This is a genomic window from Enterococcus olivae (assembly GCF_053760925.1).
This window is the reverse complement of record NZ_JBSMVT010000001.1, coordinates 31,100-50,625: the sequence shown is the minus strand read 5'-3', so window position 1 is coordinate 50,625 and position 19,526 is coordinate 31,100. Positions and strand designations below refer to the sequence as shown.

General features: G+C 38.6%; 22 protein-coding genes and 1 pseudogene. 16 read left to right on the top strand and 7 right to left on the bottom strand.

From position 1 onward, the window contains the following. Nucleotides 1-4: 4 nt before the first annotated feature. From ACWODM_RS00280 to ACWODM_RS00255, 6 genes are all read left to right on the top strand, one after another. On the top strand, nucleotides 5-5,026 hold the full coding sequence (locus ACWODM_RS00280) for a hypothetical protein (RefSeq protein ID WP_455319353.1): 5,022 nt from the start codon (nucleotides 5-7) through the stop codon (nucleotides 5,024-5,026). A 25-nt stretch (nucleotides 5,027-5,051) separates the two neighbouring features. Next, entirely contained in the window at nucleotides 5,052-5,504 is a 453-nt protein-coding gene (locus tag ACWODM_RS00275) for a DUF1617 family protein (protein ID WP_455319352.1), read from the top strand. Between the two features lie 43 nt (nucleotides 5,505-5,547). Continuing rightward, nucleotides 5,548-5,796 carry a hypothetical protein gene (locus ACWODM_RS00270; protein WP_455319351.1) on the top strand — a complete coding sequence of 83 codons (249 nt, stop codon included), beginning with the start codon at nucleotides 5,548-5,550 and terminating at the stop codon, nucleotides 5,794-5,796. Nucleotides 5,797-5,882: 86 nt separating this feature from the next. Next, nucleotides 5,883-6,173 (top strand): hypothetical protein, encoded by a 291-nt coding sequence (locus tag ACWODM_RS00265; RefSeq protein WP_455319350.1) that lies wholly within the window; start codon nucleotides 5,883-5,885, stop codon nucleotides 6,171-6,173. A 4-nt stretch (nucleotides 6,174-6,177) separates the two neighbouring features. Continuing rightward, the gene (locus ACWODM_RS00260; protein WP_455319349.1) at nucleotides 6,178-6,441 is read left to right on the top strand and encodes a phage holin family protein; all 264 of its coding nucleotides are present in this window, start codon (nucleotides 6,178-6,180) and stop codon (nucleotides 6,439-6,441) included. 41 nt (nucleotides 6,442-6,482) lie between these two features. After that, nucleotides 6,483-6,950 (top strand): hypothetical protein, encoded by a 468-nt coding sequence (locus ACWODM_RS00255; RefSeq protein WP_455319348.1) that lies wholly within the window; start codon nucleotides 6,483-6,485, stop codon nucleotides 6,948-6,950. Here the strand turns inward: ACWODM_RS00255 and ACWODM_RS00250 are convergent. Continuing rightward, the gene (locus ACWODM_RS00250; protein ID WP_455319347.1) at nucleotides 6,944-7,189 is read right to left on the bottom strand and encodes a hypothetical protein; all 246 of its coding nucleotides are present in this window, start codon (nucleotides 7,187-7,189) and stop codon (nucleotides 6,944-6,946) included. The genes ACWODM_RS00255 and ACWODM_RS00250 overlap by 7 nt on opposite strands. A gap of 79 nt (nucleotides 7,190-7,268) precedes the next feature. Between ACWODM_RS00250 and ACWODM_RS00245 the strand changes: the two genes are divergently transcribed. From ACWODM_RS00245 to ACWODM_RS00235, 3 genes are all read left to right on the top strand, one after another. Next, entirely contained in the window at nucleotides 7,269-8,330 is a 1,062-nt protein-coding gene (locus ACWODM_RS00245) for an N-acetylmuramoyl-L-alanine amidase (protein WP_455319346.1), read from the top strand. A gap of 242 nt (nucleotides 8,331-8,572) precedes the next feature. Next, complete coding sequence (locus ACWODM_RS00240) at nucleotides 8,573-9,031, top strand: Panacea domain-containing protein (RefSeq protein WP_455319345.1); 459 nt, start codon at nucleotides 8,573-8,575, stop codon at nucleotides 9,029-9,031. Between the two features lie 2 nt (nucleotides 9,032-9,033). After that, complete coding sequence (locus ACWODM_RS00235; RefSeq protein WP_455319344.1) at nucleotides 9,034-9,423, top strand: MAG6450 family protein; 390 nt, start codon at nucleotides 9,034-9,036, stop codon at nucleotides 9,421-9,423. Nucleotides 9,424-9,467: 44 nt separating this feature from the next. Here ACWODM_RS00235 and ACWODM_RS00230 read toward each other — a convergent pair whose 3' ends face one another. From ACWODM_RS00230 to ACWODM_RS00220, 3 genes are all read right to left on the bottom strand, one after another. After that, complete coding sequence (locus ACWODM_RS00230) at nucleotides 9,468-9,617, bottom strand: hypothetical protein (RefSeq protein ID WP_455319343.1); 150 nt, start codon at nucleotides 9,615-9,617, stop codon at nucleotides 9,468-9,470. A 231-nt stretch (nucleotides 9,618-9,848) separates the two neighbouring features. Beyond that, nucleotides 9,849-10,115 carry a hypothetical protein gene (locus tag ACWODM_RS00225; RefSeq protein WP_455319342.1) on the bottom strand — a complete coding sequence of 89 codons (267 nt, stop codon included), beginning with the start codon at nucleotides 10,113-10,115 and terminating at the stop codon, nucleotides 9,849-9,851. Beyond that, nucleotides 10,112-11,452 (bottom strand): Y-family DNA polymerase, encoded by a 1,341-nt coding sequence (locus ACWODM_RS00220; protein ID WP_455319341.1) that lies wholly within the window; start codon nucleotides 11,450-11,452, stop codon nucleotides 10,112-10,114. Before ACWODM_RS00220 ends, ACWODM_RS00225 begins: the two co-directional genes overlap by 4 nt. Nucleotides 11,453-11,563: 111 nt before the next feature. On the opposite strand from ACWODM_RS00220, the gene ACWODM_RS00215 reads away from it, so the two are divergent. Continuing rightward, complete coding sequence (locus tag ACWODM_RS00215; protein ID WP_455319340.1) at nucleotides 11,564-11,740, top strand: hypothetical protein; 177 nt, start codon at nucleotides 11,564-11,566, stop codon at nucleotides 11,738-11,740. Between the two features lie 37 nt (nucleotides 11,741-11,777). Here the strand turns inward: ACWODM_RS00215 and ACWODM_RS00210 are convergent, their stop codons facing one another. Further along, nucleotides 11,778-12,779, bottom strand: coding sequence for a tyrosine-type recombinase/integrase (locus ACWODM_RS00210; protein WP_455319339.1), 1,002 nt, complete (start codon nucleotides 12,777-12,779; stop codon nucleotides 11,778-11,780). 196 nt (nucleotides 12,780-12,975) lie between these two features. Here ACWODM_RS00210 and recJ point away from each other — a divergent pair, with 196 nt between their 5' ends. Together recJ and ACWODM_RS00200 are read left to right on the top strand one after the other, a co-directional pair. Further along, the gene (gene recJ / locus ACWODM_RS00205) at nucleotides 12,976-15,270 is read left to right on the top strand and encodes a single-stranded-DNA-specific exonuclease RecJ (RefSeq protein ID WP_455319338.1); all 2,295 of its coding nucleotides are present in this window, start codon (nucleotides 12,976-12,978) and stop codon (nucleotides 15,268-15,270) included. Nucleotides 15,271-15,310: 40 nt separating this feature from the next. After that, a complete protein-coding gene (locus ACWODM_RS00200; protein ID WP_455319337.1) occupies nucleotides 15,311-15,823 on the top strand; it encodes an adenine phosphoribosyltransferase in 513 nt (170 codons plus the stop codon). Between the two features lie 139 nt (nucleotides 15,824-15,962). Here the strand turns inward: ACWODM_RS00200 and ACWODM_RS00195 are convergent, their stop codons facing one another. After that, the gene (locus tag ACWODM_RS00195) at nucleotides 15,963-16,178 is read right to left on the bottom strand and encodes a hypothetical protein (RefSeq protein ID WP_455319336.1); all 216 of its coding nucleotides are present in this window, start codon (nucleotides 16,176-16,178) and stop codon (nucleotides 15,963-15,965) included. A 384-nt stretch (nucleotides 16,179-16,562) separates the two neighbouring features. On the opposite strand from ACWODM_RS00195, the gene rpsN reads away from it, so the two are divergent. The 4 genes and pseudogenes from rpsN (at nucleotide 16,563) to rpmG (ending at nucleotide 17,613) form a co-directional block, all read left to right on the top strand. Continuing rightward, nucleotides 16,563-16,832 carry a 30S ribosomal protein S14 gene (gene rpsN, locus ACWODM_RS00190; RefSeq protein ID WP_455319335.1) on the top strand — a complete coding sequence of 90 codons (270 nt, stop codon included), beginning with the start codon at nucleotides 16,563-16,565 and terminating at the stop codon, nucleotides 16,830-16,832. 30 nt (nucleotides 16,833-16,862) lie between these two features. After that, nucleotides 16,863-17,030, top strand: a complete 168-nt coding sequence (rpmF, locus tag ACWODM_RS00185; RefSeq protein ID WP_455319334.1) for a 50S ribosomal protein L32 — start codon at nucleotides 16,863-16,865, stop codon at nucleotides 17,028-17,030. A gap of 12 nt (nucleotides 17,031-17,042) precedes the next feature. After that, nucleotides 17,043-17,423: a hypothetical protein gene (locus tag ACWODM_RS00180; RefSeq protein WP_455319333.1), complete on the top strand. Its 381-nt coding sequence runs from the start codon at nucleotides 17,043-17,045 to the stop codon at nucleotides 17,421-17,423. 42 nt (nucleotides 17,424-17,465) lie between these two features. Next, nucleotides 17,466-17,613 (top strand): annotated as a pseudogene (rpmG, locus tag ACWODM_RS00175) (50S ribosomal protein L33). Between the two features lie 52 nt (nucleotides 17,614-17,665). Here the strand turns inward: rpmG and ACWODM_RS00170 are convergent. Beyond that, a complete protein-coding gene (locus tag ACWODM_RS00170) occupies nucleotides 17,666-19,492 on the bottom strand; it encodes a DUF4153 domain-containing protein (RefSeq protein ID WP_455319332.1) in 1,827 nt (608 codons plus the stop codon). Nucleotides 19,493-19,526: the final 34 nt, after the last annotated feature.

The following is a 19,526-nucleotide window of genomic DNA, read 5'->3' as shown; positions in this document are numbered from 1 at the left end:
TTGCATGTTAAATGTAACAAACGAAGTAAATCAAGCATGGTTGCAACCTAGCCGACAATTAGAAGTGAAAATATTTTTAAACGGAGAAGTGTACGAGAATGATCGTGTAACTTCTCTTTCTTTTGAAGAAGAATCAATCGTAGGAGAATCTTTTCAAATTGGTTCTACTTTTATCAATCAACTAAGTGTAGTATTTCCAGAAGTGATAGAAAATCTTTCTATTGATCAAGAACTAACCGCAGAAGTCGGAATCTTAGTCGACGAAACGTACCATTTTTCGAAACTTGGTAAGTTTATCATTTCTGAATGCAATCGTGATCGAAACAACAAAACAACGACTATCACAGCATTAGATCAAATGATTTTGTTGGAAGGTGTTTACGATTCCAAGTTGACTTATCCAGCACGCATTCGTGATGTCGCGTTAGAAATTGCAAATCTATCGGGTGTAGAGATTGACCAAGTGTCATTTTCTACCTTACCAACAACAACGATAAGAAAGCCGGAAGGTTACACTCATAGACAAGCAATCGGCTTAATCGCTCAATTCATCGGTGGTTTCGCCAATTTCAATCGTGATGGTAAGTTGCAAGTCAAACGACTAAATACAACCAATTTTACGATCAAGCCAGAAAACTATATGCTAAAAGGATTCACGAAAAACGAATCCACTTATCGCCCAAATGGAATTACCGTCCGTACAGGAGATGAAGAAACAGACGTATTACGAGTTGGATCAAGTAGCGGCAATGTCATTTCATTGGAAAATAAAATCATGACTCAGCCTTTGCTTAACTCTATTTGGCAATACGTGAAAGATATTACTTATTTCCCGTTTGAACTAAAATGGCAAGGGAATCCCAACCTCGAAGCTGGGGATTGGATATACATTGAAGATAGAGAAGGTATTCGTTATTCGGTACCTAATCTATCTTTTTCTTTTACCTACAATGGCGGAATGCGTGCTGATTCAAAGGCTACGACTTCTTCAAGTTCCGAGGTAACTTATCGTTACAGAGGAACACTGAAACAACAAATCGAAGAAATCAGAGGTGTTTTAGAAAGCGCGACTGGTGGGAATCATAACTATTATGATTCTGAAACTGAACCACCTAATCCAAAGGTTGGTGATACTTGGTTTAAAAAGAATGGCGTAAATAACGAGATTTGGCAGTATGAGTTAGTCGATGGTGATCCTAAGTGGGTTCTTAAGATTTCTGATGCACCTAACGAAGCCTTGCTAGAAGCTATTCGACAAGCTATCGAAGCAGGCGAAGAAGCCCGTCTCGCTGGTGAGCAAGCAACCCAAGCTGGACTGGAAGCCAAGCAAGCAGGTCAACAAGCTCAACAAGCAGGACTGGAAGCAAAAGAAGCTGGAGAACGTGCGGAACTAGTAGCCCAACAAGCGGAACAAGTAGGTGCTAATGCCTTAGCAGAAGCAGAACTTGCGAAGACAGTTGGGGAGCAAGCCAAGACTGCGGGCGAAACAGCACAATCCATGGTCACATCTATGGAGGGTGAAGTTGCTACAGCAATCAGCCAATCTGACAATGCGGTGAGTTTAGCCCAACAAGCGGTGCAAGATGCTGGATTTGCGACTGATATTGCGAACACTGCGCAGAGTCTAGCTACTACTGCACAAGGGAACGCAAGCACTGCTTTGACTAATGCGCAGACTGCGCTTAATACTGCGAACACTGCAAAGAGTGACGTAACCACGCTGACAGGAACAGTGAACACGCTAAGTGGTGAAGTAGAGCTGAAAGCCAATCAGACAACGGTAGACACGCTATCTGGGCGTGTGGGAACTTCTGAAACAGCCATATCTGCGAACACAACGCAGATTGGTTTACGTGCGACTACTGCAACGGTAGACACACTGACGGGGCGTGTGAGTAGCGCAGAAAGTACGTTGAGCACACAAGCAGGTAGTATTACCGCATTAAACACGTTGGCTAGTGGGCATACCACACAGATTGGTAATTTGCAGAGTAGTTACAGTGGTTTACAGTCAACTGTAGCTACTGTACGGTCAGATTTAGACGGATTGGAGATTGGCGGACGGAATCTACTCAAAAGAACAGGAGACATGAGCGATGTAACTACCGCTCCGCGAAGAGTTAGGGGCGAAGGGCATCTGGGCAATGTATCTATCGGCATCACTGTAACAAGTGGTTACAGTGATGCATTTACTGGATCAGAAACCGTCGTCACAACAATAGTTCCTAAAGCCAAAGAATACACTATATCATTTTGGGCTAAAGCAGATAGAACCGTTTCTTTTGGCAACTTCTTCTACAGTCCTAATACGACTACAGGATCCAAAACCAGTCAAGGTCAAGTCAGAACGGGAAATGATGATGGTTCATCTTCTTTGACTGTCGGAACAGAATGGACATATTTTTGGATAACCTGGACTCAAGAAGAAGCACATGAACCAAAAAGAATTATTTTGGGCAGGCTATCTGTCCCAGGTACATTATGGATCAACTCTCCAATGCTAGTCGAAGGGAATAAGCCAGTTCCTTGGCAACCAGCTCCAGAGGATCAAGCAACAGTCACTGCGTTCAGCACATTGCAACAAACGGTTAGCGGAATACAAGGAACCGTTGCTAATAAAGCTAACCAGTCAGAAGTAACGCAGTTGGCAGGACAGATCACGTCTGTAGTATCTGATTTAAGTAGCATTGGAACTGATAATATTTTTCCGTTTGGAAATGCTGAAAATGCACCAGTTTCTGGAAATTGGTTTGGTTCTGAAACTATATCAGTCTATCATGACTTTTACATGAATCGAGCTGCTCCAGTTTGGGTTATTTTAAATCCAACATCATCCGAAAGAATTATCAGAACTCGTTATATACCTATTCAAAGTAACTCAACTTATACTGTTAAATTTTGGGGATTTAATAATTCTGCTTTATCTAGTTTTGATCTATACGTAATGTGGAATAGCGAAACAGGTAATGGCGCTAGTTCCGGCTTTAATGGGTTTGTTTCAAGAACAGGAGAAAGATTATCTACAACTGGGTTAGAATCCTTTGAATTTACGTTCACAACGGGTAATAATTGGAAGGAAATTTATATTAGACTTGATAATAATGGAAGAATAGCTGGATCATCTGATGCTCATGGCAGTTTGTATTTTACTGACTTCATGTTAGTTAAAGGGAAGGTAGCGCCTAGTTCATACAGTCTACCAACAAGCCATTTTTCTTCTCAAATCACGCAATTGTCAAATATGATTGACCAACGTGTATCAAAAGGCGAACTGATAGGTCAAATCAACACACAAGCTGGCAGAGTCTTAATCAGAGCCAATGATAATGTTCTAATGGTCACGCCATCAACAACGTATATACAGGATGCTACAATCAAAACTGCGCACATTGCGGATGCCAACATTTCCACTGCTAAGATAGCTAACCTAGCAGTATCAGAAGGTAAGATAGCAAATCTGGCAGTTACAGATGCTAAAATTGCCAGTCTAACAGCTAACAAGCTAACAGCAGGCACTATTGATGCTTCTGTTATCACTGTCTCCAAGATTAACGCTTCAAACATCACTACAGGTCAGATGGAAGTGGCAAGACTAAAAGTAGCTGATTTGCGTGTCAACACAGCCAACATTAATGATTTACAGGTTTCCACTGCAAAACTAGCTAACTTGTCCGTATCCGAGGGTAAGATTGCAAATCTGGCAGTTGCTACAGGTAAAATTGCAGACCTAGCTGTTACTGGTGCGAAGATAGCCAACGCAACTATTGGTACTGCGAAGATTGGTGACTTGCAAGTAACTGGTGCGAAGATAGCTGATGCGACTATTGCTAGTGCTAAGATTATCAGTTTAGACGTTAACAAACTGGTGGCAAATAACGCTTCGGTGAACAAATTGAGTGCTATTTCTGCAAATTTAGGTGATGTCACAGCAGGGAGTATTACTGGGGTCACTATAACTGGTGGAATAATTACGCAAACAAACAATAAGTATACAATGAATATGAGCAACGGTGCTTTGAGATTCGCTAGAGGTGGCTCCGATATAGGTTATCTAGGGGTAGCAAATGATGCTTCAAAAAATCCTATTGGAATGGCAATATTTCAATATCCGGGAGAAATATTCTCAATTGCTTCATTAAATTCAGCCGGAACTACATCTTCAAATGTTTTTGTAATACCTTCCTCTAGCAGCCAAGGTAATGCACAATGGAGATTGAACGGCGAAGGAATTATACAAGCGGGATCGTTGGCAGTAAATGCCCCGATGACAGTTGAGGCTGCTGCAACTTTCAACCGTAATGTTACGTTAAGTCGTGAGCTTAATATTGGTGATTCCAACCGTGAACACAAAATATTTGAGGACGTTTCAAATTATAAATTGATTTTTAGATCGGAATATGGCTATGAGTTTTATTACAACAGAAGTAACATCTACGAAAGAATGATTACTATTGAAAATAATAAAGTGCAGATAGGAGGGGGATCGCAAGGAGGAGACGGCTATTTCAATGACACCGCAGCAGGTATGTCGTTCGGTCGTGATGGAGGTACTAACGCAGGTGGTAATAGAATTTGGAGTAGGGCAATCTACAACAGAACATACTCTGGTTCGTCTAATATGTATATCACTGATGCTGGAACAATTGGACGTTCTACCTCAGCCAGAAAGTATAAAACGGATATTCAAGTAGCTAACCAGGCTATTGTGAATGCACAAAAAGTCTTGCAGATTCAGCCTAGCTCATGGCTAGATAAGGCAGCTGTTGAAAGTGGTAAGTCTACGCACCGTTACTACGGATTTATCGCGGATGATTTCCATGATAAGGGTTTAAAAGAAGTGGTTATGTATGGCTCAGATGGTCAAGTGGAATCACTAGCTTATGACCGTATCAGCATGTATCACAACGTAATCTTGGCTGATCACGAGAAGCAACTAAGAGATATAAAAAATGAGAACATGCGTATGATTGGAGAAATCAGCATGTTAAGAAACGAAGTAGAATCCTTACGTCAGTTAGTGGCGTAGGGATATTTTAATTGGAGGGAACAACATGAAAATCACACTGAAAAACAAAGAACTAGCGACAACGATCAACTTTTTGAAAGGTATTCCGGTAAAAGGAGAGGATAGTCGCCACCGTACCAAATTAAAGAAACAGTTGGAATTGGCGTTCGGTGAGTTAGTCGAAGCGGAAAAAGAGCTTATGTCGGAATATGAGTTATTGGACGAGAACAAAGAGTTGCTACCGCCAGAAAAACAAAATGTAGAATCCGTTGCGAAGTTTAAAACGCAACAAAATATCTTGTGGGAAGAAGAAGTTGTCATCGAATCTGGCGCTTACGTTAAAAACTTTAACGAAATGCCACGTATCTTAAAAGCTTACGAAGGCGAATTAAGCGGTGACGAAGCGGACATTTACGACAAGCTGCTTGATCAGATGGAAGCACAAACGAAACCGAAAAAAGCGCCAAGTAAACCAACAAAGAAAGCTACTGACAAATAGTCGGTGGCTTTTTAAATATAAAAAAATATTAGGAGGAATCATCATGGCTTTAAAAATTAATAAATCAACGACACTAACAGGACAATCTATGGTTGGGGGAAATCAAGCAGTTTATTTCCGTGCAGAAATTATGATCGGTGAGGGTCAAAATACAAACGCCAATCAGTCTATCACGAATCAAGAGTTGTACGATGCTAACAAGACAGAATGTCGGAATGACTGGCGAGAGTTTCAAGACAAAATTTGGGATATTGAAGATCAGCTGATTGCGGAAGCAGACGAAGAAGAATGAAGAAATACAACGCATGGCGACTAATCATTATAGGCTTACTCTTATTTTGGTTGTTGTTGGGTATTTAATTTTTTAGGAGGTGTCGCATGGTAGATGTATTAACAGTAGCAACTTGGTGTGGAGCGATTATGGCGATTATCGGATTGGTGTCGTATTTGGTTAAACCGATTATGACGAACTTTACCAAAATATCTGACAATCTCACGAAAATGAGCCACACACTAGATTTAATCAACAAAGATTTGGAAGCGAGTAAGGAAGATAGACGAACTATCCATGATGAGTTGAAGAAGCATGACGAACGCATGGACAAGCACAATGACCGTCTGATCGAACACGGGGAACAAATTAAATCAATTTGGAAGAAAGTAGGTTAAAGAAATGGATTTAACGAATATCACAGAATTTTTAGTACCAGTCATCATCTTGGCATGCGTAGTTGTAGGATATGCGATTAAGCACACGCCGTTTTTAGACAAGGTGGCAAATGATTACATCCCTTTGATTGTAATCATCTTAGGGGCATTGCTAGGAGCATTGATCAACGGTGTAGGAATTGAAAGTATCGTTTACGGTGCAGTCAGTGGCTTAGCATCTACTGGATTGCACCAAGCGTTTACTAAGACACTTGGAATTAAGGATTAGCTTAGCGCTAGTCCTTTTTATTTTAGATAGGAGGAAGAATGATGATGGAAGGAAATCAGCAAATTAAAATGTTAGAACAAGAGGTTAAAAGTTTAAATTCTACGGTTGCTCAATTAGCCGGACAAGTAACTGCTTTAGTCGGACTGCTTGATAAGAAAGTAGATAAAGAGGGTGTAATCAGTCAAATCAACACATCAGATGAAGGCATCTTGATCTCAGCGGACAAAATCAGAATCAATGGAAAAACCACCATTGCCGATAATTCTATCGCAAGTGCCAAGCTTATCAGTGTTGATGCTAGCAAGATACTAACTGACAGTTTATCGGCTATCAGTACAAATTTAGGAAATGTAAATTTAAAAGAATCACTCCCGGTCGATGATGACCAGGAGCAACCTATTACAGGTTTGTCAGTAGTTGATGCGAAATTAGCCAACAAGGAAACTTCTAAAATTACGTCAGGAACTTTTGATGCTAAAACTATTTCTATGACTAATCTTAATCAGTAGTAATCATGGAAATCGGCTTTCTTAGTGGTTGCATCAATTTTATAAGAACCTCCGCCGAGATCAATAGGTTGATGACTAAAATCTATACGTTTATAACCATCAGGCGTTTCAGTTCTGATCCAAGTAACTCCATTGTCTAATTTTTGACGGACAATCTTGTTTCCTTGCGAATCAATGCGTTCATCATTTTGGATTATTGCAGCATTGTCAAAATCCAAGTGTAAGTTATCTAATTTCATACATTTTCACCACCTTCCTTATCAGATTTCAGCAGACCACTTGCTGATAAGGAAAGTATACCAAGAAAGGACGTTTTAAATGAAAAAAATTTTAATTGTAGGCGGTCACCGTCAAGGGGATCCAGGAGCTGTTCACGGTAAATGGAATGAAACTACCTTATATGATCAGCTGTACCCCGTTTTGGTCAAATACGCTAAACTGCTAAAAAATGCCAAAGTAGACTTTTATAATCTCGGACTCAATATGTACACTGAAACGCAAAAAGGACGTGGCGCTCACAGCGTCAAAGGCAAGTACGATTATGTTCTCGAAGTACACTGGGATGCCGGAATTGTAGGGAAAAATACAGGTGGCCACATCATCGTTGGTAGCTCACCGGATGCCACAGATAAGCGAGTCGCTAAAGTGATTGGTGATTACATCGGTTGGTCCAGAACAGATGGCGTGTCGATCAGACGAAACCTGTTAAATCTCAACGTATTCTATCCAACGAAAACGAGCTATTGCTTGGTGGAGATGGGATATGTGACCAACTCTAAAGATGTCGATGCATTTTTGAAAAACAAAGAAGGAATCGGCAAAGGATTGATCGAAGCTGTAGCTGGAGAAACGATCGGTCAATCAACAGCCGTCGAATCTCCAAAAACAGAGGTTAAACCGACTGCGCCATCTAAGCCAGTATCAAAAACCATTGACCAACTGGCGGATGAAGTGATTGCTGGCAAGCATGGTACTGGAGATGCATGTAAAAAGGCATTAGGTAGTCAATATGATGCAGTCCAAAAACGTGTCAACGAGAAACTAGGTGCTACTGTTAAACCTAAAGCACCAGCCAAAAAATCTAACGATACTATCGCTCAAGAAGTCATCAACAGTCAATGGGGTAATGGTACAGATAGAACCAATCGCTTGAAAAAAGCTGGCTACAATCCAACGACTATTCAAAATTTAGTCAATCAAAAACTAGGTGTCAAAACTGCAGCTAAACCAAAAGTAACCAAAAAAACTAATGCTCAAATTGCACGAGAGATTTACAATGGTGTTGGTAATTGGGGTACTGGTCAAACTCGTATTGACCGATTACGAAAAGCTGGATATGATCCAGTAGCGGTGCAAAGAGAAGTAAACAAATTGTTCTAAAAAATAAAAAATCAATATCCTGTAATGTTTATTGCCCACGCTGATGATAAAGGCGTGGGTTGTACATAGTTTTATCAGATTAACTTACATATTAGCTTATAAAATTAGCGAACAAATTTAAGCCGAACTATTGTACGGTTCCTAATATGGTGATATAGTTACAGTGTAAGCATGACATATAAAGCGAACAAAATATGCTAATATTTTGTGTAAGAAGATTTGATAGAAAGAGGATGATGAAGGTGGATACGAATTACAGCGTGTATGATATTGCTAATTGGTTCTTATTTAAGGATTCTATGACACCTAAAAAACTTCAAAAACTATGTTTCTATGCACAAGCGTGGAGCAATGCCTTGTTTGATAAAAAGATGATTTCAGATACCCAATTTGAAGCTTGGGCGCATGGTCCTGTTTCTCCAGAGTTATATAGAAAATACAAAGGTTACAGATGGAATTCTATCGAAAAGGAAGAAAAAATTAGTTTTGAAATTGATGAGATGACTAATGATTTGTTAGAATCAGTTTGGATTACCTACGGAGATAAATCTGCAAATGAATTAGAGGCCCTTACTCACGTGGAAGCCCCTTGGATTTCCGCTAGATCTAGAGCGGGAGCTTCTGAAGGTGGTAGTTGTAGTGAAGCAATAGCAGATGAAGATATGAAAAATTATTACAGAAGTATTTATGCTGGAGATTAAAATTGGCGCAACGATTAACTAGAGTTACAGAAACCGGAAATGGATCGATATTAAACAGGCGGGAAATGAGATTTAAGTTCTGTATTCAAGAGAGCTTAGATAATAATTATTGCTTTAAGTGTTTGAATAAAGAATCATTAAGAGCTTTAGATAATTTTATTAAACAAACGGTAGATAAGAAGTTGTCTATTACAGAAGTAGATAATTTATTTCTAAGAACCAAGGGGCGTGGTCAAAATTATGAACTTAAGGTTATTAATGGAGCGCAAAGAGAAGTCTTTCATTACGGGAAAGATAGAACCCCTTTCAGAATTTTCGGATATTACAATGATGAAGGATATTTTGTTTTATACAGAATAGATTCGAAACATAAGACTCATAAATCAAAATAAAAATATTCTCAATTAGTAAAGCCTATCTCATTACGAGGTAGGCTTTATTTCTTTTTTTGAAAGTCTAAATTGTTTTTAATGTGTTTCTTGTCTAATAGTTTTTGAAAGCTCATAGCATAACTAAGTTTTTCAAATGTATGAGTTTCATTCGTTTGTAAATTGGTTACTTGGAAAATAATATCTTTAGCAGCCATAAGCATCAACCCCTTATTATTTATACTACAAAAAATAGGGTTAGAACCATTTATAGCCCAAACGTGGCGTATTTTGTCCTGAACGCTTCATTTTTTATGGAGCAGTACCGTTTGACTACAAATTGACCACGTTTATTATATTCGCCACCGACAACAATATCGGAATTTTCTTGAACCTCAAAAAGAAAATTCAAGCTATGAAACGCAATCAGACAGTTAGTGTCGTCGACATTAAATCTGACTAAAGGGATTCCGTTCGTCAGGTACTTGATTATCTTTATCTTGGTAACTTTGCCACGCAATGTCTCCATCTAAACCAACTCCATATTTTTTTACATAATAGTGACAATCCTGTTTTCCTAATGACAAATCCGCATAAAAATCTACACAGTTTTCTCCATAGCAACATTCTAATGATTCGGAAACCCAATCCAAAAAGTTTTGTTTAAAATAATCTAAACTAATATATCCTTGCTCATAGGCTGATATAATATTCATTTATTATCCAATCCTTTATCATTAATTCCGTCCATTCCTCCAGCATGCCCACCAACTAAATGACTTCGTGCAATGGCACGTCCACCAGGTAGCATGCTGTTTGCATGGACTATAGAGGTAAAACCATATTTTTCTCGAATCAAATCAATAATTCTATCTAGTTTCCTATCTTTTTCAAATTCTTCTGGATCATGAAATAAATCCAATTGGTAAGCTTTGGAGTAAATCAACTTGGAGTAAGATATTCCTACATGTCGGATTACTTGTCCTTTGTAATGCTTTCTAAATAAAAATAAGCAATAATCTACAAGTTGTTTACTATTGTCAGTCGCCGGAACTTTCATTTGTCGATTAAATCCCTTATCTTCCCCAAAAGCTGATCCGATATAAACACTCACGCATTGAGTTAAACATTCATGCCTTCGAATTCTTGTGGCGACTTGTTCTGCCATTTCTTTGACCACGATTTCAATCTCTTTTTGTTTGCTATAGTTACGGTCAAGCACTTGGCTATTTCCGTAAGATTTTTCTTTGGTGGGTAAGGAAGGTTCTGATATAATTGTTCGATCAATGCCGTTAGCATGAGCATGTAGTTGTTCTCCGATGACACCAAATTCTTTCTTTAACCGCAAAGGAGATTCAGTAGCTAATTGTCCAATGGTATCAATTCCCATTTTGTATAGTCGTTTTTTAGTCCGAGATCCAATTCCCCAAAAATCAGTGATTGGATCTATTTTCCAAACCTTTTCTTTTACATCTTGATACGTCCATTCATCAATCATCCATTTCGTATGTTTCGCGCCGTTATCTAAAGCAAGTTTAGCCAATAGTGGATTATCTCCAATACCTACTGTGCAATACAAACCTGTTTGATTATACAATTCGCGCTGTATCCGTCTAGCCATACGCCATCGTTTTTGTTGTTTGGTTAGTTCAGGATCCGGAAAAAATAAGTTTAAAGATGCTGTCACATCTAAGATTGATTCGTCGATCGAGTAGATTAACAGGTCTTCTTCCGCAACAAAAGTTCGGAATAGATCATTAATTTTCATATTTTCTTCTATATATATTGTCATATGAGGACTGACCTTGATCAGATCAGGATGATCAGGAAGATTGTCTGCTCTCGTCACGTTACTGATCCCTAGTTTCTTTTTAGCAGTAGGGGAAGCAGCGAGGATCAATCCGTTCCCTGTATTATCTCCTGTACTCATGACAACTAACATGGTTGTCAAAGGATTTAAACCGAGTCTCTGACACTCGACAGAGGCGTAAAAGGATTTCATATCAATAAACAGAATATCTCGAATAGGTTCAAGTCGATAATCAAAGTACATAACAGTCACATCCATTCGCTTGTTTATCAAATTATACGAACGTTTGTTCGTTTTGTAAAGCGAACAAAATCTTAAAGTTTTGATATAATCGAAAATCGAAGGAGTGATAGTATGAATCCATATGTTGAATTGATTGAAAAGTTGATCAAAGGAGAAATTGAAAAAATAGAAGTTGAAAGAAAAAACGTGATGGCATTTATCGAGGTTTGGAATAAGAATGAAGATCGAAAGAGAATTGTTGGTGAAGCAGCACACCACGGGAACGTGACATATCGCTATATCAGATAGAAAAACACGAACTCAATTGACGGGTTCGTGTTTTCTCTTATATCAAATTAATGATTTTCTTGTTTTCTTCCTTTTCTACTGAATTTAACAAATGGCCGTATACAGTTCTAACCATCGTGGTGTCTGAATGACCTAGACGTTTAGCGACCACATCTATATTAATTCCTTGAGCTAAAAGAATAGTAGCATGAGTATGTCGCAACTTATGAAATGAAATACGTTCGATTGATAAGCTAGTCAGCAATTTCTGTAGGGATCTATTTACATAATTATTGATATTTTTCTTATTTCGTTCAACAAAAATTGTTTCTGAGTACATTATAACTTTATGTCTGTCTAGCCATTCAATGTATTTTTTAAGTAAATAAACCGTTTCTTGATCTAAAGTAATTTCTCTGATGCTTGATAGGTTTTTAGTAGGAGAAAAATCTAATGTATAGTTGTAGCTCCAGGTCTTATTTACACTCAATTTATTGTTTGAAATATCCAAACGAGTTATTCCTAAAATTTCGCCAAATCTCATTCCGGTTTTTAGTGCGATAAAGATAATCATCATCAAAGGTTGGGAATTGAAACTTCTATCAGTATTTCTTTTGCTCAAGGGGAAAGGTGGTAATTCGAGACATTTATCAAGCCATGAAACCAAAAATTTTTTAGTTCTATTATATTCATCGAGTTCTAACCACTTTTTTTCATTTCTTATTTTCAGTAGTTTTTCTTGCGACATAAATTTTTCACAGTAAACCAATTCGATATTTTTAACAGGGTTAGCCTTGATCAACGATTCTTCTTTGGCTACTTCGAAACAAGATTTTAGTGTGAACAGTTGTGCTCTGACTGTCTTTTTCATACGGGACTCTCCATAAACATTGATATAACTTTGAATGTTATCGGAAGTGATTCGATCGATATCCATGTTTCCTAAATAGGATTCCTTTAAAAGTCTGTATGTGTTCTCATACGCAGTTAATGTCGCAGGTGACTTGCCGTTTTTTCTGTACGTCTCATACCAAAGTAAATACCATTCACAAAATTTCATTATAATCTCTTCCTTCTTTTTTATTTGTTGTTTGCTCGCCCAATTTGACTACCTTTTGACTACCATTTGCTTATTTCTCTTTGTTTTTTACTGTTACTGATGAAAAGCGAAGTTGCTAAGAAACGTGATTATTCCGCGCTATATGCTTCATTTTGTCACTCTCGTGTGATAAACTAACTTAGTTAGGAGTGATCAAGTGAAACAAGCAAGTTTTCAATGGCAGTTGCCTCCACAACAGGAATTGCCAGAAACGTTTATTCATACATTAGAAGAAAACAATGTGCCAGTTTCTTTAGGACCACTTTTTTGGAATCGCAATTTGCGAACCTCTGAAGATCTGGAACATTTTCTAAGCCCTTCTTTGGACATGCTACACGATCCGTTCTTGTTCCATGATATGGAGAAAGCAGTCGCTCGGATACAAGAAGCCATCGTCAATGGAGAACGAATCTTGGTTTATGGAGATTACGATGCAGATGGTATCACCAGTACGACCATCATGAAGGAAACGCTGGAGCTTTTGGGTGCCGAGGTAGAATTCTATCTACCCAATCGTTTTCAGGACGGCTATGGCCCTAATTTGGCTGTTTATGATAGAAAGATCGCTGAAGGAATTCAGCTGATTGTCACGGTTGATAACGGAGTTTCTGGACACGAAGCAATCGATTTCGCCAATCAGCAGGGAGTAGATGTGATCGTAACGGACCACCATGAGCTACCAAAAACATTGCCAGATGCCTACGCATTGATTCATCCCAGACATCCTGAAGGAAAGTATCCTTTTGGTGAGCTAGCTGGTGTAGGTGTGGCTTTTAAGGTAGCCTGTGCGCTGCTTGAAGAGATTCCGATGGAGTTTTTGGACATGGTTGCGATTGGGACGGTTGCGGATATGGTTTCTTTGAAAGATGAAAACCGAGCACTTGTCTCTTTTGGCTTAAATGCAATGAAGCAAACGGAACGCATTGGGTTAGAAAAATTGATCACTGTCAGTGGTGTCTCACTGGAAACATTGGATGAAACAAGTATCGGCTTTTCTATCAGTCCGCGTTTGAATGCGATCGGACGGTTGGAAGACCCCAACCCTGCAGTCGATCTAATGACGACCTTTGATGATGAGGAAGCAGAAGAACTGGCAAGCAAACTAGATCGAATCAACACCCGACGTAAGGACCTAGTTGAAGTAATTACAGAAGAAGCGATGGCAATGGTCGATCCAAATGATCCAATCCATTTGATCGCTGGTCAAAACTGGCATGAAGGAGTTTTGGGGATCGTCGCAGGTCGGATTCTACGAGCGACTGGAAAACCTGTGATCGTTTTGGCGATCAAAGACGATGGAACTGCCAAAGGATCCGGTCGTAGTATAGAAGCGGTCAATTTGTTTGAGATGTTAGATGGCTTGCGTGAATGGATGATTTCTTTTGGGGGACACCATGCGGCAGTTGGTCTTAGCTTGTCAGTGGAACATCTTCCTGTGTTGAAAGAGAAATTAAATCAGTATATGGAAGAACATCAGCTGGAAGGCGGTATGTCTTTGACGATCGATGCTGTGCTGCCATTATCCGATGTATCGGTGCCTTTCATTGAGTCATTGAAACATTTGTCACCCTTTGGCATGGACAACCCAGTCCCTAATTTTCTATTTGAAAAGGTAGCTGTTAGCAATAGCCGAAGAATTGGTGCCGACAACAAGCATTTAAAATTTACCTTAATGGATGAAACTCGTCATCAACTGGAAGGGATCGGCTTTGGCTTTGGTCCGCAAGAGCTGGAATTTCAAAGTGATGACTTAAGTGTGATCGGTCAGTTGTCGATCAATGAATGGAATGGAAATCGGATTCCACAATTGATGCTGGAGGATTATCAAGTCAAGGAACTACAAGTATTTGATTATCGTCCCAAAAAGTATCATCAGAAGTTACAATTTGAAGAAAAAACTTTATATGTTTCTTTTTCAGAGAAGCAGGCAGAGCGTTGGAAGTCAAGAGTGAATCAAGCGATAGTGGTAGTTAAAGACACAGAACCGTTTCAAGTAACAGCGGATCAAGATTTTGAACAACTCGTTTTTTTGGATTGTCCGATAGAATTAGATGCAGTCAGAGAGATCACGCAAGAAATCCAAGCTTCTCGTATTTATCTGCTTTGTGTCGCAGAGGATGAAGCTTATTTGGATGGTATGGGTTCTAGAGAACAATATGCCAAGCTCTTCAAATTTATTGCACAACAAGAAAAAGTAGATGTTCGTTACAAGCTGTCCGTAGTTTCAGACTATTTAAAAATCCCTCAAAAACTACTCATTTTCATGATTCAGGTGTTCTCTGAATTGGGATTTGTGACGATAACAGATGGTGTGATGCAAAGAGTTGAAAAACCTGCAAATCATCCGTTGACCGAAAGCAATACCTATCAAACACGATTGAAAAAAATTAAGACAGAAGAATTTTTATTATTGAGTGATTTGACGACATTAAAAAACTGGTTGTCCAAATAATCAAACTGGATGACTGATTATAAACTTAGGAGGAAACAACATGGATTTAAAAGATTATATTGCGAGTATCCCAGATTACCCGTCAGAAGGAATCGTTTTCAGAGATATTTCTCCCCTGATGGCAGATGGAGAGGCTTACCGAGCAGCGACAAAAAAAATCGTTGATTATGCGAAAGAACAAAAAATCGATATGGTCGTTGGTCCAGAAGCAAGAGGCTTTATCGTAGGGTGTCCAGTAGCTTATGAGTTAGGCGTGGGCTTTGCACCTGTACGAAAACCTGGGAAATTGCCTCGCGAAACGATCGAAGTTTCATATGATCTGGAGTACGGAAGTGATACATTGACGATCCATGCAGATGCGATCACTCCTGGTCAACGGGTGTTGATCTGCGATGATTTGCTGGCAACAGGAGGAACGATCAAAGCAACGATCGAATTAGTTGAAGAACTAGGTGGTGTCGTAGTTGGTTGCGCCTTTCTTATTGAATTGATGGAACTGAATGGACGCGAAAAAATCGAGAATTACGAGATTTTGACTCTAATGGAATATTAAAAGACAAGCAGGACAGTCACGACTGTCCTGTTTTTTACCAAATGCTTTTATTGATCTGCATTGACAAAAAAACAAACACTTTTTCGATGAACAGTGTCGGGCTGTTAAAGAAAAAGTGTTTGTTTTTTTTATTTAGACATTATTCATACTGAATATCAGAAGAATAATACTCAGTCATGATCTGGTGTTTTTTTCTGCGTTCTGCCTGACGAAATTTTTTATCGTCCCAAAGAATCAACCATAGTGTGAGCAGTGGACAGACGATCAAAATAGCTGTTAACATTCCAAAATTTCCAATAATAATACCAATCAATAAAATACCTATAATAAAACCGAAACGACGAATTGCTTTCATATTCTTCACCCTTCCAATAAATGCGAACAAATGTTTGTATTTATATTATACGAATGTTTGTTCGTTTTGTAAAGAGGAAAAATCAAGAAAATGCGAATTTTATTAATTAGGCTGTTATCATGCGTAGCCGAATGTTAGTCAACTCGCTTTAAAAAGATAAGAAGATTTGATTTTGACAACGAGGATGATCAATTTGAGCTTAAATTTTTATGACGATTCGACTCCGGATCTTAAGTAAGGCATTTTACAGTGAATGATAACTAAGTAAAGGACGCTAACATATGAATGAAATTTCAAATTTATTTCTATTGACACATGAATGAGATGATGATAAAGTATTTCGAGTAAAACGTAATCGTTACGATTTGAAAGGAGGAACACAACATGGCTAAAAAATCCAAAATTGCGAAAGCTGAAAAACAAAGAGAATTGATTGAAAAATATGCAGAACAGCGAAAGGAACTAAAGGCAGCTGGAGATTATCAGGCGTTAGCCAAACTGCCGAAAGATTCTAATCCCAATCGCTATAAAAATAGAGATCTGATTGATGGTCGTCCACGTGCCTACATGAGAAAATTTGGTATGTCTCGTATCAAATTTAGACAATTGGCGAATCAAGGATTGATTCCAGGAGTTAAAAAAGCCAGCTGGTAAGCAGTGGTTTAATTGAAGGAGGGAAATGATATGGCAGTTCCAGCAAGAAAAACATCGAAAGCCAAAAAGAAGCTTCGCCGTACACATCAAAAAATCAACAAACCAGAGATTTCATATGATGAATCGTTAGGAGAATACCGACGCAGTCATCGTGTCTCGTTAAAGGGCTATTATAAAGGGAAAAAAGTGATTGATTAGGAGGTGATCGGAATGAATATTATTTATCCACCCCTGGTCGAAGAGAGTATTCAGTTTCATTTTCTTGGAAAAGAAAGAGAGCAGGCACCCAAAGCTGCTATGTACCGAATGATGGTCGAAAAAGGAATCATCACTGAAAATGGCTCTCCAACAGAAGCTGCATTGCAGAACGGTTGGATCAAAGATTTTTATGAAGAAGAAAATCTTTCTTTCCAGGAGTTTATTGAGCTGTATCCTTTATTTGAACAATACGACTCAGAACTCTTCCAGAAAATCGACGGTTTCTGGGAAATCCCAGTCAATTTAAAAGAAGAATTATTAAAAGAACTCTCGACGGAAGAGCTAGATCATGACAAAAAGATCCAAATAGAAGCCTATCTTGCTGATCGTTGAAAGATGATTTTAATATATTAATAGAAATAAGGAGAATCACGAATGAGACAAAATATTATCTTAGAATGTGTCGAGACAAAAGAAAGATTGTACTTGACTACTAAAAAGAAACGAAACACACCCGATCGATTGGAATTAAAAATACTCGCCTAAATTGAGAAGAAAAGCTCTTTTTAGAGAGACAAAATAACAGAAGAAGCCCCCAAATCAAGTCGCTCTACACTTGATTTGGGGGCTGTCTGTTAGTGAAAAGAAAGCATAAGGTAAAAATCAGCAGTGAGATAGTTGGATTCTTCTACATAAAGATTAGTAAAAGAAAGTGTGATCGTGACTTCTGGAAATTCTTCAGTGAAAGTTAACTCATCGAGAGGCTTTGAAAATTCCTGATAGGACTGTTCAAGCTCTTCCAGTTCGGTCAAAAAATGAAGATCATAATTTGCTAGCTGTTGACCATCTTCATCTTCCAAAATCAATTGTAGCTGATCCTGCTGCACATTTTCTTCGTCTAGCTGTTCGCCCAAGCTGTTTTGCCAGATCAGTTGATATGTTTTATCTTGATAGATGATCGGCAGTTGATTGGTATTTACTTGAGAAAAGTTTCCTCGGTCTACATAAAGAGGTAGCAACACATCCTGATCCTCAACGTTGAATTGAAGGACATCATCAGGATCAGCACTGAGGGTAAAACTTTTTGGTGTAAATGGTTCATTGCCACCAGGATAGCCCTCTTCCTCTAAGCTAAAAATACTGAACCCAAATGTTTTGATGAATTCAGTGTTATTCAAATAATTTTGGGGCAGAAAATCGACCTCACTTAGACGATCTACCCTGCGTAGGTATCTGTAACTTTCAACGATTTTTTTCTTATCTCTTTCTGGAATGGTACCATCTGCTTTAATCGAATTGTTTTGCAACATATTGTTAGCAGTCAATGTGGCTTCTAGTTGGTTTGCTTGTGACCTTGAGGCAACCGAGACGGCATCGATTCCAGGAAAAATGGAGAGTACCGACAAAAGGATCAATAGACCAGGAATCAAGAACATTTTGCTATGTCGGAGTAGATAGATCCCGCTTGAAACGATAGAGAAAAGAACAAAGAGTAAAATAAAGTAACGTCCGTCCGTCAGACCGATTTGTCTGATTTTGTTCAATGTAGCGACTCCTTGAAAACCAGTGACTACAAACAACAAGAGAGGAAAATATTTCCTGAATAAACGAACGATCTGATTTTCCAGAGTATCAATTGAAAATAAGCTAAACCAGCCAATAATCACATAGCTGATCAATAGTGGATCTAAGAGGCTGTTGTTCCAGAATTCCCCAGTGATATTTTGTAAAATATATAGTAGCAAGATTAGTGTATAAATGGCGATCACTGGAATGATGATATAGGTCAATAATATTTCGAAAAACTTAGGTATTGTTGTAGCACGTAAATAATTTTCATTGGGTACTTCTTTGCCAGTCGGAAAGACCGGCATCAGTGACAGGAAGTAGATTGGAAAAAAGCCACTCCAGGTCAATGCACTAATATGCGAATAGATTTTGTAATCAATGGAAGTGATCAAAAAGTTAAAAGCTGAAAGGATCGCCATCAATCCAATATATAAGACCAGTGAGAACAAAAATGAAGTAAAGAATGCTTTGACGAACACGATAAAACTTCGTGAAAATGCGTATTCGTCTTGCCTGATGGAAGGAAGCCAAAGCACCGTGATCAAAACAATAAAGAACAAGACACCCGTCCGAATACCTGCACTATATTCAAAAAGTTCATTAGGACGCAAATACATATAATAACCGACCGAGAACAAGCAAGCGCCTACATACAACGACCATTGGACCATTTTGTTCTTTTGAAAAAAGAGTTCGTATATCAGCTGTGCAAGGATGCCTAGAGAACCGGCAAGAAAGATACAGGTAATTTGTTTTTCCCAAAACTCTTGTTGTTCCGTCCCTATCATGATCACTAGAGTAGCAAGTAAAAATGCACCGGTCGAGAACCAAAAACGAGAGACTGCATGAGAAATACTTTCCCAACGTTCCTGACTTTTTTGAGTGAGATTCATTGCCATCACCGCCTTTTCTTTACCCTTATTATAC

Excerpts from the sequence above, each read along its gene's own strand:
- ACWODM_RS00280 (WP_455319353.1), top strand. The coding sequence starts at position 5 with ATGTTAAATGTAACAAACGAAGTAAATCAAGCATGGTTGCAACCTAGC.
- ACWODM_RS00275 (WP_455319352.1), top strand. The coding sequence starts at position 5,052 with ATGAAAATCACACTGAAAAACAAAGAACTAGCGACAACGATCAACTTT.
- ACWODM_RS00270 (WP_455319351.1), top strand. The coding sequence starts at position 5,548 with ATGGCTTTAAAAATTAATAAATCAACGACACTAACAGGACAATCTATG.
- ACWODM_RS00265 (WP_455319350.1), top strand. The coding sequence starts at position 5,883 with ATGGTAGATGTATTAACAGTAGCAACTTGGTGTGGAGCGATTATGGCG.
- ACWODM_RS00260 (WP_455319349.1), top strand. The coding sequence starts at position 6,178 with ATGGATTTAACGAATATCACAGAATTTTTAGTACCAGTCATCATCTTG.
- ACWODM_RS00255 (WP_455319348.1), top strand. The coding sequence starts at position 6,483 with ATGATGGAAGGAAATCAGCAAATTAAAATGTTAGAACAAGAGGTTAAA.
- ACWODM_RS00250 (WP_455319347.1), bottom strand. The coding sequence starts at position 7,189 with ATGAAATTAGATAACTTACACTTGGATTTTGACAATGCTGCAATAATC.
- ACWODM_RS00245 (WP_455319346.1), top strand. The coding sequence starts at position 7,269 with ATGAAAAAAATTTTAATTGTAGGCGGTCACCGTCAAGGGGATCCAGGA.
- ACWODM_RS00230 (WP_455319343.1), bottom strand. The coding sequence starts at position 9,617 with ATGGCTGCTAAAGATATTATTTTCCAAGTAACCAATTTACAAACGAAT.
- ACWODM_RS00225 (WP_455319342.1), bottom strand. The coding sequence starts at position 10,115 with ATGAATATTATATCAGCCTATGAGCAAGGATATATTAGTTTAGATTAT.
- ACWODM_RS00220 (WP_455319341.1), bottom strand. The coding sequence starts at position 11,452 with ATGTACTTTGATTATCGACTTGAACCTATTCGAGATATTCTGTTTATT.
- ACWODM_RS00215 (WP_455319340.1), top strand. The coding sequence starts at position 11,564 with ATGAATCCATATGTTGAATTGATTGAAAAGTTGATCAAAGGAGAAATT.
- ACWODM_RS00210 (WP_455319339.1), bottom strand. The coding sequence starts at position 12,779 with ATGAAATTTTGTGAATGGTATTTACTTTGGTATGAGACGTACAGAAAA.
- ACWODM_RS00200 (WP_455319337.1), top strand. The coding sequence starts at position 15,311 with ATGGATTTAAAAGATTATATTGCGAGTATCCCAGATTACCCGTCAGAA.
- ACWODM_RS00195 (WP_455319336.1), bottom strand. The coding sequence starts at position 16,178 with ATGAAAGCAATTCGTCGTTTCGGTTTTATTATAGGTATTTTATTGATT.
- rpsN (WP_455319335.1), top strand. The coding sequence starts at position 16,563 with ATGGCTAAAAAATCCAAAATTGCGAAAGCTGAAAAACAAAGAGAATTG.
- rpmF (WP_455319334.1), top strand. The coding sequence starts at position 16,863 with ATGGCAGTTCCAGCAAGAAAAACATCGAAAGCCAAAAAGAAGCTTCGC.
- ACWODM_RS00180 (WP_455319333.1), top strand. The coding sequence starts at position 17,043 with ATGAATATTATTTATCCACCCCTGGTCGAAGAGAGTATTCAGTTTCAT.
- ACWODM_RS00170 (WP_455319332.1), bottom strand. The coding sequence starts at position 19,492 with ATGAATCTCACTCAAAAAAGTCAGGAACGTTGGGAAAGTATTTCTCAT.